This window comes from Geitlerinema sp. PCC 9228 (assembly GCF_001870905.1).
Lineage (GTDB): Bacteria > Cyanobacteriota > Cyanobacteriia > Cyanobacteriales > PCC-9228 > PCC-9228.
This window is the reverse complement of record NZ_LNDC01000191.1, coordinates 1-14,740: the sequence shown is the minus strand read 5'-3', so window position 1 is coordinate 14,740 and position 14,740 is coordinate 1. Positions and strand designations below refer to the sequence as shown.

The 14,740-nt window shown below is 48.6% G+C and carries 12 protein-coding genes; 9 read left to right on the top strand and 3 right to left on the bottom strand.

Annotation, left to right across the window (positions count from 1 at the left end):
* Positions 1-30: 30 nt before the first annotated feature.
* Both AS151_RS19840 and AS151_RS19835 read right to left on the bottom strand, forming a co-directional pair.
* Positions 31-495, bottom strand: coding sequence for a hypothetical protein (locus tag AS151_RS19840; RefSeq protein ID WP_071518804.1), 465 nt, complete (start codon positions 493-495; stop codon positions 31-33).
* A 124-nt stretch (positions 496-619) separates the two neighbouring features.
* The gene (locus tag AS151_RS19835; RefSeq protein WP_071518803.1) at positions 620-1,057 is read right to left on the bottom strand and encodes a hypothetical protein; all 438 of its coding nucleotides are present in this window, start codon (positions 1,055-1,057) and stop codon (positions 620-622) included.
* A gap of 214 nt (positions 1,058-1,271) precedes the next feature.
* On the opposite strand from AS151_RS19835, the gene AS151_RS19830 reads away from it, so the two are divergent.
* Both AS151_RS19830 and hisIE read left to right on the top strand, forming a co-directional pair.
* On the top strand, positions 1,272-2,141 hold the full coding sequence (locus AS151_RS19830; protein WP_071518802.1) for an ARMT1-like domain-containing protein: 870 nt from the start codon (positions 1,272-1,274) through the stop codon (positions 2,139-2,141).
* Positions 2,142-2,193: 52 nt separating this feature from the next.
* A complete protein-coding gene (hisIE, locus tag AS151_RS19825) occupies positions 2,194-2,844 on the top strand; it encodes a bifunctional phosphoribosyl-AMP cyclohydrolase/phosphoribosyl-ATP diphosphatase HisIE (protein WP_071518806.1) in 651 nt (216 codons plus the stop codon).
* On the opposite strand, the gene AS151_RS19820 is transcribed toward hisIE, so the two are convergent.
* Positions 2,841-4,100 (bottom strand): MFS transporter, encoded by a 1,260-nt coding sequence (locus tag AS151_RS19820; RefSeq protein WP_071518801.1) that lies wholly within the window; start codon positions 4,098-4,100, stop codon positions 2,841-2,843. The genes hisIE and AS151_RS19820 overlap by 4 nt on opposite strands.
* A gap of 438 nt (positions 4,101-4,538) precedes the next feature.
* On the opposite strand from AS151_RS19820, the gene serA reads away from it, so the two are divergent.
* The 7 genes from serA to AS151_RS19785 all read left to right on the top strand — a co-directional run bounded on the left by serA (position 4,539) and on the right by AS151_RS19785 (position 14,355).
* Positions 4,539-6,122, top strand: coding sequence for a phosphoglycerate dehydrogenase (gene serA, locus AS151_RS19815; protein ID WP_071518800.1), 1,584 nt, complete (start codon positions 4,539-4,541; stop codon positions 6,120-6,122).
* A gap of 210 nt (positions 6,123-6,332) precedes the next feature.
* Positions 6,333-7,223, top strand: coding sequence for a 50S ribosomal protein L11 methyltransferase (prmA, locus tag AS151_RS19810; protein ID WP_071518799.1), 891 nt, complete (start codon positions 6,333-6,335; stop codon positions 7,221-7,223).
* A gap of 118 nt (positions 7,224-7,341) precedes the next feature.
* A complete protein-coding gene (locus AS151_RS19805; RefSeq protein ID WP_071518805.1) occupies positions 7,342-8,790 on the top strand; it encodes a DUF697 domain-containing protein in 1,449 nt (482 codons plus the stop codon).
* A gap of 36 nt (positions 8,791-8,826) precedes the next feature.
* Positions 8,827-10,227 carry a GTP-binding protein gene (locus AS151_RS19800; RefSeq protein WP_084639804.1) on the top strand — a complete coding sequence of 467 codons (1,401 nt, stop codon included), beginning with the start codon at positions 8,827-8,829 and terminating at the stop codon, positions 10,225-10,227.
* A gap of 102 nt (positions 10,228-10,329) precedes the next feature.
* Positions 10,330-11,799 (top strand): efflux RND transporter periplasmic adaptor subunit, encoded by a 1,470-nt coding sequence (locus AS151_RS19795; RefSeq protein WP_139240812.1) that lies wholly within the window; start codon positions 10,330-10,332, stop codon positions 11,797-11,799.
* A complete protein-coding gene (locus AS151_RS19790) occupies positions 11,796-13,013 on the top strand; it encodes an ABC transporter permease (protein WP_071518796.1) in 1,218 nt (405 codons plus the stop codon). Before AS151_RS19795 ends, AS151_RS19790 begins: the two co-directional genes overlap by 4 nt.
* Before the next feature lie 445 nt (positions 13,014-13,458).
* Complete coding sequence (locus AS151_RS19785) at positions 13,459-14,355, top strand: class I SAM-dependent methyltransferase (RefSeq protein ID WP_071518795.1); 897 nt, start codon at positions 13,459-13,461, stop codon at positions 14,353-14,355.
* Positions 14,356-14,740 lie beyond the last annotated feature (385 nt).

Sequence of the window (14,740 nt, the reverse complement as noted above, 5' to 3'; positions counted from 1 at the left end):
TGGTGGGTGGGCGATGCCCACCCTACGAATTTAATTTTGCTTTTGATGGGATTGAAAATTTTTGAGGGAAGCGATCGCTTTGTCGAGCTGTTGTATTCTCTCGTCTTCTTTAGCTTTTTTATTTTTTAAATTATTAAAAATTTCTTGAAGGCGGCTAGAAATTTTACTTGCTAATTCTTCAATAGGATAATTTCCATTTTTATCGTTACTTTCATTGGCTTCTGGATTTTTTAGCAACTGTAGACCGTACTCTTGGTTCCAAGTAAAAGTCCATTCTTTATTATTTTGGTTAATTGTTATTTTATTCTTGTTTGAACCTATATCATAATATTTTATATAGGTTAATGTTACTGGTTTGAGGGATTCTTGCAGGAATTGGAAAGCTTCGCGAGATTTGTTTTGGGATATGTTGACAGCTTCCTCGTATTCTCGTTCGAGTCGTAAAATATCTTGAATAAGAGTTTTGATGTCTTCGATAGTTTTACTAAAATTCATAAGCGATTTACCGATAAAATAAGGCGTGCAGGTGTTTCTAGAGCTGGAATGGGTCGGGTCGATGCATTCTATTGAACCATAAAAATATAAAGCATACAAAGCAAGTAGGTGGGGCTAGGAAGAACTAATTGGATTGCAAGTTCCTTACTTGGGCAATAGCCTGGTCGAGTTCTTCGATTTGTTTGTCTTGCCGTCGTTTTTTATCCTTTATATCATTCAGAGTGTTTTGCAGCGTCATACGAACTCGATTGGCTAATTCTTCAATGGGATAGTTGCCATTTACTGTTTCTGGTTTTTTGGAAATTTCCCAACCTTGCTCTTCGCTGAGGGAGAACTCCCATCGCTTACCGTTCTGATCAATCGATATGACAAAGTTTTTATTATACTTAGAATAAACTGGCATCACTTCTTTGAGGTTTTCTTCTAAGAATCCTTGCAGGGCGAGAAACGCTTCCCTCGATTTGTTGCGATAGGTTGGTGTTCCTTCTTGATATTCTTTATCGAGTTTTAAAATTTCTTTGATGAGAGATTTAATTGTTTGGCAGGTTTCTCCAACGTTCATAAGGTTACCTAAACAGACCTATACTTTTTCGGAAGTTTTGCCGATCGCAAATGTATAATTATAGCTGTGTGGTTTTCTTTCCGCAAGCTTGTTTCTAGATTTCCTGCCAACTTACCTTGGGAATCAAATGTATCTCGCGATCGCTAGCCCCCGTGCTAAATTTTCGCGATCGCGTCATAATATTAATTAGTACATAGTTATATATCAATACTTTATGCAACTACACCCCGATTGCGTCGTTTGTATGTTTCAACAAGCCCTGCGCATTGCCAAAGCCACCACCGACGACCAGCAAAAGCAGTGGGAAATTCTCAATCGTCTGGCGAAGGAAATGGCCGATTTGCCCGTTACCACAATAAGCGTGGAAATCGCGGGGAGAATTCGCCAGATTGTCGCCGAAACCACCGGCGAAACCAATCCCTACCACCAACAAAAACAACACTACAACGACATTGCCCTGAAACTGTATCCCCACTTGCGAGAACTGGTCAAAAACTCACAAGACCCGCTGTTAACGGCGATTCGTATTGCCATTGCCGGAAATATTGTTGATTTTGGTATTGGTGACACCTTTGATTTGGAAAAAACCGTGGATGATAGCCTCAACCAGGAATTTGCCATCTTTGATTACCAAGAATTTCGCCAACAACTGACAGGGGTGCAAAAGATTCTCTACCTGGCTGACAATACTGGAGAAATCGTTTTCGATCGCTTGTTGGTGGAAATATTACAAAAACAAGGCAAGCAAGTAACCGTTGCCGTTCGCGGCGGATCGGTTCTCAACGATGCTACCCTAGAAGATGCCCGCTATGTGGGATTGGATGAAGTATGCGAAGTCATTGGTAACGGCGCAGCTTTGCCGGGTACGGTATTTTCCGAAACCAGTTCCCAATTTCAACAGCATTTCCACCAGGCAGATTTGATTGTTTCCAAAGGGCAGGGGAATTTTGAAGGATTGTCAGATATGGATGCGCCGCTGGTGTTTTTGCTGAAAGCCAAATGTTCTCCCATTGCCCAGGAATTGGGGGTGGAACCGGGGTCGATGGTTTTCCTGGCGGCATCGAAAACCCGGCAGCTGGCATGATATGCTGGTGTGCGAGCCAATTTCCGATCCTACGCGAAGACCCGAAAAATTCATGTCTGCAACCGAAAACACCTCTCAATCACAAGCCATCCCCGTCGATCGCATTCGCTACAATGAAAGCGGTTTGGTACCAGCCATCGTTCAGGATTATCTCGATGGAACCGTCTTGATGATGGCGTGGATGAACCGCGAATCCTTGCAAAAAACGTTAGAGTCTGGGGAAACCTGGTTTTGGAGTCGTTCCCGCCAGGAATTTTGGCATAAAGGCGAGACTTCCGGACACATTCAAAAAGTGCGATCGCTGCGTTACGATTGCGATAGCGATACCCTGCTGGTGGGGGTGGAACAAGTGGGCGATATTGCCTGCCACAAAGGGGAACGTAGCTGTTTTCACCAGGTAGACAGCGAAGTCGTACCACCACCAGCCGATACCCTATCGCAAGTATTTTCCGTTATTAGCGATCGCCGCGATCGCCCTCAAGAAAATTCTTATACGTGCAAGCTGCTAGCTGGTGGCGATAACAAAATTTTGCAGAAAATTGGCGAAGAATCCGCCGAAGTGGTGATGGCTTGCAAAGATGACGACAGGGAAGCGATCGCTTCCGAAGCCGCCGATTTATTCTACCACACCTTGGTCGCGTTAGCCTACCACAACGTAGACCTGCGGGACGTATATCGCCAACTGCAAAAACGTCGCCGCTAGCGCTTGGGCATCATGCGGTGCAAAAAGCGCAACAGCAAGAGAACCAGCAGCGTACTCAAAGCCAGCCCCACCCAAAGCATATCCGAATAGGGTCGGGGTTGGTCTAACGCAAATCCTCCCATGGAAGGACCAATAAAATAACCCACTGCCCAGCAGAGAGAATTCACGGAAAGATACACGCCGCGTAAATTCACTGGCGCTATATCGGCAACCAGAGACGAGGCGGAAGGCAGATACGATACCATCCCCAACGTCAGCAACGCCAATCCCAAAACCGCCCAAATTATCTGGTAGGAAGCCACCAAACCAGTGGTAAAAATCGTCAGAAATCCGACAATCCAAAACAGCGCCGAAACCGACAGGGCTTGCGGGTGGCTGAACCGCCGTAAAAATTTGGCAATGGGAAGTTGGAAAATCACCGCCAGCAGAATATGCCAGCTAAACAGGGCGCTAATCACCGCTGGTTGTTGGTCGGTTGCCCCCCACTGGATGCTTTCGTTGAAATAGAGGGGCATGGTGGTTTGGATTTGGGAGATATAGGTGGTGAAGATAATATTAACAGCTACAAACAGCAATAACGCGCGATCGCGCAGGGCGATTTTCCATCCCTGGGCAAAGGAAACATTGGTAGAATCGGTAGAACGATTCTCTGCATCTAGCTGTTGGTCGTAGAGTTGGGTTTGGGAAATTCCCCAATAAATGACCCAGAAGAAAACCGCAAAAGTGATGCCGTCAATAACAAACAAAGGGCGATAGGCATTGGTGAGAGAGACAAACCCTCCTGCCACCAAAATCCCGACACCCAAACCCAAACTATCTCCCAGACGGGTGAGGGCATAGGCTTCTTGGCGTTGGGAACCGTCGGTTAAATCGGCAACCACCGCTTCCGTGGAAGGCCAGTAAAGACCCACACCCAACCCCATAATCAAATTTCCCAGCAACAGGGTAGGAAAATCAATGGCGGCGGCTAAAGCAAAAGAAGCGATGGCAGAGACGGCAGCAGACAGCAACAGGGTTCGCCTTCTCCCCCAGCCGGGGGCATCGGTTAAAGAACCGCCAAACAAACGTCCGAAAATGCCGGAAATTTGCTGGCTACCCAGGGCAATCCCCACCATGGTTTTGCTCAATCCTATTTGGCTAAAGAAAATGGGGGCGTAGAATAGAGTAAAGCCAGTACCAATGGCAGAGAGCAATCTGCCTGCCATGAGAATCCATACTTGCCGGTCGAGTTCGGGAAGCCAAGACTTTCGGTTCATGCCATAAAATATATATCAACAATGTTCGATCGATAACAGTTTTGGCGGTCAAAAGGCGATGTCGTTGGACAGTGGGGGGGAAAGCAAAATGGCTCGATTGCCCGCAATGCCTTATTTTTAATTCGTTTTGTAGGTAGGAAATTAGCAGAAAAACATTCAAAAACTGTCTATAAATGGTAAAGTGCTGATGTTCCAGATGGCGACTTTGGTGGCTTCGGTGGGGCCAGCCAAGCTGGAAAGGCCGGCGCGTTCTCCCGAACTCGCTGGATGAAGCCAACTGGGGTCGTCCGGTTCGTACCAATTTTGTCCAAATTGTACTAACTTAAACACGGACAGGTACGAACTTGGTGCTAACCAGAACCGCTATTTGGGATTTTTAGATTCGTAGCGGTATGGGAAGTACCCTTATTCTTTGTTGCCATTACGTTTTTCTAAACTATGCCAAAGGTTTTAGTTTCTGACACTGTCGATCGAGCTGGGATTGAAATCCTGTCGCAAGTAGCCCAGGTAGACGAAAAAACAGGTCTATCTGAGGAAGAGCTTGTCAATACAATTCCAGAGTACGATGCCTTGATGGTTCGTTCTGGAACGCAAGTTACCAAAAATGTCATTGAAGCAGCTAACCAGTTAAAAATTATTGGGCGGGCTGGTGTCGGTGTTGATAACATCGACGTGGATGCGGCTACCCGTCGGGGCATCATGGTGGTGAATTCGCCGGAAGGGAACACCATCGCTGCCGCCGAACATGCTTTGGCGATGATGCTATCCATGTCTCGCTACATTCCCGATGCCAACCAATCGGTGAAAAAGGGTGAGTGGAAGCGCAAGCAATTTCTCGGTAATGAGGTATATAAGAAAACCCTAGGTGTGGTTGGATTGGGGAAAATTGGCTCTCACGTGGCTGTCGCGGCGAGGGCGATGGGGATGAAGCTGCTGGCTTTTGACCCTTACATTTCAGCCGAACGCGCCGAACAAATTGGCTGTCGTTTGGTGGATTTGGATTTTCTATTCCAGGAGTCGGATTATATTACCCTGCATATTCCCAAAACGCCGGAAACCAAGGGGTTAATTGGCCAGGAAACCCTGGAAAAAATGAAGCCCAACGCTAGAATTATTAATTGCGCCCGCGGTGGCTTGATTGATGAAGAGGCTTTGGCAAAGGCCTTGGAAAGTGGACAAGTTGCAGGGGCAGCGTTGGATGTGTTTGAAGAAGAACCCATTAGTCCGGAATCGCCGTTGTTGAAGTTGGGTAAGGAGTTGATTGCAACGCCACATTTGGGGGCTTCTACGGAGGAGGCACAAACCAATGTGGCGGTGGATGTGGCCGAACAAATCCGCGATGTGTTGTTGGGGTTGCCGGCGCGTTCGGCGGTGAATATTCCGGGGTTGAATCCCGAGGTGATGGAGAAGTTGCGCCCTTACCTGCAACTGGCGGAAACCTTGGGCAATTTGGTCAGCCAACTGGCTGGCGGTCGCATTGAGTCGCTGAATGTCCGCTTGCAGGGCGAACTGGCGGATATGGAAAGCAAACCCGTGATGGTGGCGGCTTTGAAAGGGTTGCTCTCGCAAGCGTTACGCGAACGGGTGAATTATGTCAATGCTAGTATTGAGGCGAAAGAACGGGGCATTCATGTGGTGGAAACCCGGGATGCGTCTTCGCGGGATTATACCGGGTCTTTGTGTCTGACGGCGAAAGGGGCTAGCGGCGAACATTCAGTCAATGGTGCTTTGCTTAGCGATCGCGAAATGCGGATTACCAATATCGACGAATTTCCCATTAACGTACCACCAACCCAGAACATGCTATTTACCCGCCACCGCGATATGCCTGGGATTATCGGCAAAATTGGCTCTTTCTTGGGCAGTTTTAACGTTAATATCGCCAGCATGCAAGTGGGGCGCAAAATTGTCCGCGGCGACGCGGTGATGGTACTCAGCCTCGACGATCCTTTACCGGAAGGAATTTTAGAGGAAATTATGAAAGTACCTGGCGTTCGCGATGCTTATACAGTAACTTTGTAGAGTACGGGTGGTCGCAAGCAACTTCGCAAATGGCTATTTCCTTTTTAGCTAGCTGGCGTTCGACGGTCTAGTAGCACTGGCTTGGTACACGGCTATCCCATTCCTCTCCCCTGCGGGGGAGGGGGGAAACTGGGTAGTTGAGGAAATATCGCTTTGGCAACGGCGAGCCTGCCGAACTACAGAACGATAGAATAGTGAGGGGGCGTTCAATTGGCTAACAGCTGGTGGGAAATTCAAATCTTAGCCGATCCTAGTTTGGAAGAAACCATCTTTTGGCGGTTACAATCCTTTGGCTGTCAGGGAACAGCCGGGGAACGTCGCAAGTCCGGATACTTGCTGCGGGCTTATTTGCCGGAAGCCAACGCTCACTTGCTGGACCTGTCGGCTTTATCTTTATGGTTGCGCCAAGATGCTTTGTGTTTGGGATTAAGCGCGCCCAAGGTTCATTGGCGTTTGATTGATGAGGAAGATTGGGCGAGTAGTTGGAAGAAACACTGGCATCCCACAGAAATTGGCGATCGCTTTTTGGTCTATCCCGGATGGCTGTCACCGCCGGAAAATAGCGATCGCTTGTTGTTGCGTCTCGACCCAGGTGTGGCTTTTGGAACGGGAACCCACCCCACCACCAAACTGTGTTTGGAAGCGTTGGAAATGCGTTTGGGAGTCGATGCGGAAAAACAAACCGTTGCCGACATTGGTTGCGGTTCCGGTATTTTATCCATCGGTGCCCTACTGTTGGGGGCCAAAACCGTTTATGCTGTAGATACGGACCCACTGGCGATTAAGGCTACCCGCAGCAACCGCGCCATGAACCAAATGTCCGAAAAACGCTTGCTGGCGCAAAAAGGCAGTTTCCCGGAAATCAAACAAATGACCCCCCAACCCGTGGATGGCATTCTCTGCAATATTCTCGCTGAAGTTATCATCGATCTCATCCCCCATCTCGACGAAATTGCCCATTCTTCTACGTGGGGAATTCTCAGCGGTGTCTTAGTAGACCAAGCCAAACCTGTTGCCGATACCCTGGAACAACACGGTTGGATTGTAGCTACCCTATGGCGGCGGGAAGATTGGTGTTGCTTTAATATTCGACGTTCCTAAGCCCTGCCTGAAATGGTAGCGCTGGTTGCCGGCCTTTTGCTACGCTACTACTTTCCTAGAAAATCCAGTTCGATTTGTGGGAACATTAAAAGATAGAGACTTGGAAGATGAAAACATTATGGCAGTTACGTGGCGACAACCCATTTTGGTAGGTGGCGTTGGATTATCGTTTTTGCTGTGGCTGGCAAACAGTTGGAATCCGTTGGGAAACGGTTTTGGCGAAACTACTTTGCTGGCTTTAATGGCAACCGGCGGTGTGGCTTGGTGGTGGCGTCGTTCTTCTCAACCTTCGCAAACGATTGCTTCCCCACAACAGTCGGTGGATTTGGCAAAAGCAGAACAGGCTATTGATGGCTGCCGGCAAACGATAAGCCAACTGCAAGCGGAATTGCCAACGGAAACTGATTCCCAACTGCAAAGTCGCGTGGCGAACTTGCAACAGAAGGTGGAAAGCCTTCCCCAACAACTACAACGCCAGGATATCTCGATTGGCGTTACTGGTGGTCAGGGAACTGGGAAAACGACGCTGGCGCAGGTTTTGTCGTCGTCAGCCACCAACGGGGATATTCCGGTTTGCTACCAAGATACCACGCCTTGGTTTGCTAGCGAAGCTGCCGAATGGGAAGCCAAACAGCAACTATACAATTGCGATTTGGTTTTGTTTCTCACCAGTGGCGATATTACTGACTCGGAATATCAAGCTATTCGCGAAATTGCGATCGCGCCGCAACGGGTTTTGGTGGTGTGGAACCAGCAATACCCACAACCGAAAACCACTGTAGATACCATTCGCGCCAAACTACAACAACGCCTTACTGGTATTGTACCGGCTGAGGATATTGTCGCGATCGCGGCTGCCGGTCGAGAAATTACCGTTCGCCAAACCCAAGCCGACGGTTCTGTCGTTACCAAAACTGAAACCACCACCCCCCACCTCGAACCACTGCAACAACGCTTGCAGCAAATTCTACATTCCGACACTATCCCCTCTCTACTTTACACGAGTACCTACCGCCAAGCGATCGCCACGCAACAAGAAATCCAAAATCTCCTCAACCAACTACGCCGCGATCGTGCTTTCCCCCAGATCGAACGCTACCAGTGGATTGCCGCCGCTGCTGCCTTCGCCAACCCCATTCCTTCCGGCGATATCCTCGCCACCATTGCTGTCAATACCCAAATGGTGATGGATTTGAGTAAAATTTACCAGCAACCCTTTTCCTGGTCGCAAGCCCAAGAAATTGCCAAAACCTTAGGCGCTGTTATCGTAAAATTAGGATTGGTGGAACTTTCTACCAAAACCCTCACCACCATTCTCAAAACCAACGTCACCACCTACGTCGCCGGTAGCGCCATTGAAGGGGTTAGCGCCGCCTACATCACCCGAATTGCCGGTTTGGGGTTGATTGACTATTTCCAAGAACAGCCAGCCATCACCCAACCTTCCCAAATTGACTGGCAATCCATGAAGCAAAAGCTGCAAGCTGCTTTCCAGCGAACCCAGCAAAACGAATTTTTGGTTTCTTTCGCCAAAAAAGCTGCCAATCGTTTGCCAATTGCTGGCTAATTGATTTGTTTTCGTTGATGATTTCTCCATCCTGCCATGTCTGACGATCGCGCAAGCAGCGTCCCCCCAAAAGGGGGTGTACCATCACAGGGTGATAACCCCACAGGGTCTTGGACCGCTTCCCCGATGGAACTGGCGCAAACCACCATCGCGCAAATCTACGAAAAATATGCTTCCCTGCGGGGGAAATTGCCGGCAGAACCGCCAGAGTTGGAAAAGCTGGCAGGAATTTTGGAAAAATTAGAACAGGGGATTATTCGCATCGCTGCTTTTGGCGCTGTCAGTCGCGGCAAATCTACGGTGGTCAATGCGTTGGTGGGTCAAAAATTGCTCTCCACCAGTCCAATTCACGGCGCTACCACCATTCCCACTAGCATCCGTTGGTTTCCCCAGGAGGAAGGCAAAATTCAGGTAGAGTTGATCGATACCCCTGGTTTGGATGAGGTGGGTGGTACTGAAAGAAGTCAAAAAGCCAAAGCACTTGCCACGCAAGCGGATTTAATTTTATTTATTGTTTCTGGGGATATTACCCGCGCCGAATATCAAGCCATGGTGGAACTGGCGGCTGCCAAGAAACCCATGCTGTTGGTTTTTAATAAAACAGATTTGCATCCGGAGAAAGATGCCGCCAAGATTTACGAACAACTGCAAAGTTTCCAGAAAAACGACGGTAGCGCCGATGGAGATCGTTGTGATAGCGATTCCCACTTTTTTATTTCTCTAGAAAATATTGTTATGGTGGCTGCAGAACCCATGCCAGTGACTGTGAGAGAACAGACAGAAACAGGAGAAGCTAAGGAAAATTGGGAAACGCCGCCGCCACAGATAGAGGATTTGAAGCAAAAAATTCTGCAAATTCTCAATCAGGAAGGGCGATCGCTGTTGGCGTTGAATGCTTTGTTGCAAGCCAGCCAGCTAGAACGGAATTTAGCCCGTTGCACCATTGAAGCCCAGAAAAATCTCACCAAACAACGGGTCGATCGGATTGTCGGTATCAAAGCTGTCGCGATCGCACTGATGCCAGTTGCCGTTATCGACTTGATAGCCACTGTTTTTGCCGATTTAAACTTGGTGCGTGCTTTGGCGCGTCAATATCAACTCCCCCTAACGGGGTACCAAGCTGGGAAGTTGGGACAACAAATCTTTTTCAGCCTTGCCGGTGTGGCGCTGGCAGAAGTAGCTAGCATTTTGGTAACTGCTTGGGGCAATCCTTGGGGATGGGGGAATCTTTTGGCTTATTTGGGCGGCGCGATCGCACAAGCTACCCTCGCCGGCTACGGCAGCTACCGGGTCAGCGAATTTGCCCAAGAATACCTAGCCACTGGCTGCACCTGGGCACCATTTGGTACCGACACGATTATCGTACAAATTTTGCGTCAAGCCAAGCCCAATACCCTTCTGTCGCAGCTACATCCCCAATCTCGCCCCAGAAATTAGTTGCTCCCCTGCTCAACCATGGCAAAATCGTTATGATAGTAGAGGTGGGAGCATCGAAGCGATCGCTCCTGCCTACCCACATACCTACGGATCCACGCCGCCATGCCCATTTCCCTGTTTGGTCGAAAATTTGCCTGGTCCACCGTTGGCATTGTTGGCCTGGTAGCAGCAGGCATTGCCGGCACTGCCAGTACCATTTACGTCGCTACCCGAGATGCCAGTGCTGACGAAGATTTGGTCGATTTGACTGTTCCCGTACAAGCCAAAAATCTCACCGTCCGCGTAACGGCCAGCGGTACCATTGTACCAGTGCGCAGCGTCAACCTGAGTCCCAAAACCGCCGGTCGCTTGGTGGAGTTGATGGTGGAACAGGGGGATAGGGTGCAACAAGGGCAACCCATTGCGCGGATGGAAAATGAAGAAATTTTAGCCCAGGGCAAACAAGCTGAAGCCCAACTAGCACAAGCAACAGCTAAGTTAGCCGAGCTGGAAGCAGGCAATCGCCCCGAAGAAATTGAACGTGCCAAAGCCCGTCTGGCGAGAGCTAAAGCCAAATTAGCTGAGTTAAAAGCTGGGACCCGCCCCGAAGATATCGAACAGGCAAAGGCACAGGTAGAGTCAGCGGGGGCAAGGGCAGAGCTGGCAAGGCAAAGACGCGATCGCTTTGAGACGTTATATCAAGAAGGAGCGGTTAGCCAAGACCGCTACGACGAAGCGGTGACGGAGTGGCAACAAGCTCGTTCGGCTTTGGAAGAAGCATTGGAAAGCTTGCAAGAGTTGCGCAATGGACCACGTGCAGAAGAAGTTGCTAGAGCAGAAGCTGATGTATACGAGGCACAACAAGATTTATTGGAGTTGCAGCGCGGACCCCGCTCGGAAGATATTGCCCGTGTCAGGGCGGAAGTGGCAGAAAGTAAGTGGCGCATGCGAGAAATTGAAGAACGGTTCCAAGATACGTTGGTACGCGCGCCGTTTTCTGGGATTGTGACCCAGCGGTATGCGGATGAGGGAGCGTTTGTGACGCCCACCACGTCGGCTTCTGCCACCGCTTCGGCGACTTCTACCTCGATTGTCGCGATCGCGGAAGGCTTGGAAGTGTTAGCGGAAGTACCGGAAGTGGATATTGGTCGCATCAAACCCAACCAGCAGGTATCGGTGGTGGCGGATGCTTATCCCGATAAAACGTTTCGCGGCAAAGTACGTTTGATTGCGCCGGAAGCTATTGAAGAAGAAAATGTTACTTTATTTCAAGTGCGGGTGGCGTTGGAGACGGGATTGGATAAGTTGATGTCGGGGATGAATGTGAATTTGACCTTTCGGGGCGATCGCTTGAGCAATGCTATTGTCGTACCTACGGTGGCGGTGGTGACCTATCAGGGAGAAACCGGAGTTTTGGTATTGGATAAAGAAGAACAGGAACCGGAATTTCGTTCTGTAACTCTGGGGTCTACCATTGAAGACCAAATTCAGATTCTGGAAGGCGTCAAACCCACCGAACGGGTATTTGTGGATTTGCCGGAAGGAACAGACATCGACGAATTCTTGGAACAGGAGAACGAGAACCCGTCATGAACCTAGCAGAAAGCATTCAAATGGGGGTAAAAACCCTTCTCAGCCACCGCCTGCGCAGCAGTTTGACCATGCTGGGGATGATTATCGGCAATGCTTCGGTGATTGCCATGGTGGGGTTGGGTCAAGCGGCAAAAGACCTGGCACAGGAGGAATTTGAACAGTTGGGACCAAATGTTCTGTTTGTGGTTCCCGGCAACCGCGATACCCAGAATACCACATTTGATGTTCCCAAAACGTTGGTATGGGCGGATGCCAAAGCCATTGCCGAACAAGTTCCCACGGTGAAATCGGTAGCGCCACAATTGCAAAACCAACAGGTGCTCACGTATCGCAACAAAAATTTACAAACCTTGGTGGTGGGAACCACGCCGGCATTTACCGAAGTTCGCAGTTTTGATGTGGATAAGGGTCGTTTTATTACTGATTTTGATATTCGCCGCAGCGATCGCGTGGTCGTGTTAGGAGTAGATATAAGCGATCGCTTGTTTGGTAATGTAGACCCCATTGGCAAACGCATGCGTATCAAAGGGGTTTCCTTTCAAGTGGTTGGCGTGATGGAACCCAAGGGGTCGTTTTTGGGAACCAACCAAGACGACCGAGTGTTTGTTCCCTTGACCACCATGGAAAGTCAAATCACTGGCAAAACCTCTCCCTACGGTTTGCGTCTGTCTTGGATTTCGGTTTCGGCAAAGGATCGGGAAAGCATTCCCGCTGCCAAATTTCAAATGACCAATTTGCTACGCCTGCGCCATCAAATTGTCGGCAAAGATGATTTTACTATAGATACCCAGCGCGACATTCTGCAAATTGTGGGCAATATTACCAATGCTTTGACTTTGGTTTTAGCCGCGATCGCGAGTATTTCCCTAGTTGTAGGCGGCATTGGTATTATGAATATTATGCTGGTATCGGTGTCGGAACGCACCTCCGAAATTGGTTTGCGCAAAGCGATCGGTGCTTCCCAAGGAGATTTATTGCTCCAGTTTACCATTGAAGCGGTGATTCTTTCCATCACCGGTGGTTTTATTGGCACGTTGCTGGGGGTCGCTGGCATTTTTACCATTTCCATCGCCACGCCACTAACTGCTAGCATTTCTCCAGTTGCGATTGTGATTGCTACCAGTGTTTCTGGCGGTGTGGGTCTATTTTTTGGCGTGTTCCCGGCGCGGCAGGCTGCCAAACTCGACCCGATTGTGGCTTTACGGCGTGAGTAATGGAAATGGAGGTCAATTTGCCACGAACGCCCGTTTTGGTAAGTAATACCATTTCTGAAAAACAGTGATTTTCTGGGATTTTCCAATTTTCCTGGTAGGGGTTCTATCGTCTTGCGTCCCTACAAAAGTGCCCCGATTATTTATTGCATATTTTTTAGAAAATGGTATAAAGTCATTGCAATTGCCGCTATCTTTGCCAGCTATCCCACTTGATTCTGGTCATATAGAACGATAAAATTTAGGGGAACGATTCTACTTGCCATCATGGATCGTTTTTGATAGAAGCAAGTTTTTTTTCAGTAGTTTCCCGGAAAAAATAGCTTCACTTTTGTTAACCTTTTTGCCTTTCAAATTAAAGTTTCAGTAAAATCTCGTATTTCCCCCTAGACATTTCTAGGCTCCTCTGCAATCGTACGGAACAGTACAACTTGACCTTTTTGCAACCATGATAGCAACAACGAAACATCCCTTACATCCTTATTTGAAAGCAGATGCTACGGTTTATTGGCAGGAAGGCATTCCCTGTGTTCCCGTTCAACCTCTGAGCGAAGCGATCGCAGCCAACAGCTACTATTTTGGACATCCAGACTGGGCTTGGGGATATTTTGAGGCCTGCCACCGCGATGAAGCTTTCCAATCCCGCTGGCAATCGGCAATTGGCAATTGGGATGGCAAAATCGTCGTCGATGTAGGATGTGGTCCTGGCAATCTATATGCCGCCGTTGGCGGTTCCCCACAATTACTTGTCGGTATTGATATTTCCTTTGGGGGGCTGCAAATGGCCAAGAAATTGGGATATACGCCCTTACTGGCTGATGCTCAAAACTTGCCTTTGCTGTCTGAATTTGCCGATATTGTCACCATTAATGCTTCCTTGCATCACTGCGACGATATGGAAACAACGATGTTGGAAGCAGCACGCTTGGTTAAACCCGGTGGAAAATTGATTACCGACCACGACCCGCAACGTTCGGCTTGGGATTTTCGCGGTATCGGTCGCTTGTTGTGGGATTTGCGCTTACCTTTGTATCGTTTTCTCCAACGCGGCGGTCACGCTAGCGATCGCGAACAAAATTGGGCGTTGGCGACAGAAGCTCATCACCGACCCGGCGACGGCATGAGCGTGGATTTTTACCATCGTCTTCTAGAACCGTTGGGATTTGCCGTCAAAGTTTATCCCCACAACCACACGGTAGGGGAAGAAGTATTTCAAGGCAATTACGGTCGTTCCGAGCGCAAATATCGCATTGGTCAGCGTTTGTCAGGCATTCAACCAGATTCACCAGAAGCTGCTTTATCGCTGATGTCCGTAGCGACGAAAACTGTAAATTCTAATTCTTAATCTCCTCTAGTTTGGCTTCTACCATGCTACGAACTACATCTAGCATTTTCTATGAAATCCGTACTGGCAAGCCCCGATCGTGCAAGCGGTTCAGAACCCCTTTTGTCCACCTTGTAAAGGAGGACGGTTCGGGTTATGTTTGTGGTTTAGCAATATCGGATTTCGTATTATATGAAATCCAGTTAATCACTGTTGAATGAAACTTCGATTTGAAATGCAGCAATGACAAACTTTTCTAAAGAATGCCTTTCACCAGAAGTAGGGTGGGCAATGCCCACCCTACAATTTCAAATGTGGTTTTATATGGCTACTTCTCCTACAGAAAATAGGCAGGAATAACATCCCGGAGATGCTAGAATGCCCTGATTATTCCTAAATCATGCAT

What these genes read in the sequence shown, in the direction of transcription:
- AS151_RS19835 (WP_071518803.1), bottom strand. Translation starts at nt 1,057, where the DNA reads ATGAACGTTGGAGAAACCTGCCAAACAATTAAATCTCTCATCAAAGAA.
- AS151_RS19830 (WP_071518802.1), top strand. Translation starts at nt 1,272, where the DNA reads ATGCAACTACACCCCGATTGCGTCGTTTGTATGTTTCAACAAGCCCTG.
- AS151_RS19790 (WP_071518796.1), top strand. Translation starts at nt 11,796, where the DNA reads ATGAACCTAGCAGAAAGCATTCAAATGGGGGTAAAAACCCTTCTCAGC.
- AS151_RS19795 (WP_139240812.1), top strand. Translation starts at nt 10,330, where the DNA reads ATGCCCATTTCCCTGTTTGGTCGAAAATTTGCCTGGTCCACCGTTGGC.
- AS151_RS19840 (WP_071518804.1), bottom strand. Translation starts at nt 495, where the DNA reads ATGAATTTTAGTAAAACTATCGAAGACATCAAAACTCTTATTCAAGAT.
- AS151_RS19820 (WP_071518801.1), bottom strand. Translation starts at nt 4,100, where the DNA reads ATGAACCGAAAGTCTTGGCTTCCCGAACTCGACCGGCAAGTATGGATT.
- hisIE (WP_071518806.1), top strand. Translation starts at nt 2,194, where the DNA reads ATGTCTGCAACCGAAAACACCTCTCAATCACAAGCCATCCCCGTCGAT.
- AS151_RS19805 (WP_071518805.1), top strand. Translation starts at nt 7,342, where the DNA reads ATGGCAGTTACGTGGCGACAACCCATTTTGGTAGGTGGCGTTGGATTA.
- serA (WP_071518800.1), top strand. Translation starts at nt 4,539, where the DNA reads ATGCCAAAGGTTTTAGTTTCTGACACTGTCGATCGAGCTGGGATTGAA.
- AS151_RS19785 (WP_071518795.1), top strand. Translation starts at nt 13,459, where the DNA reads ATGATAGCAACAACGAAACATCCCTTACATCCTTATTTGAAAGCAGAT.
- AS151_RS19800 (WP_084639804.1), top strand. Translation starts at nt 8,827, where the DNA reads ATGTCTGACGATCGCGCAAGCAGCGTCCCCCCAAAAGGGGGTGTACCA.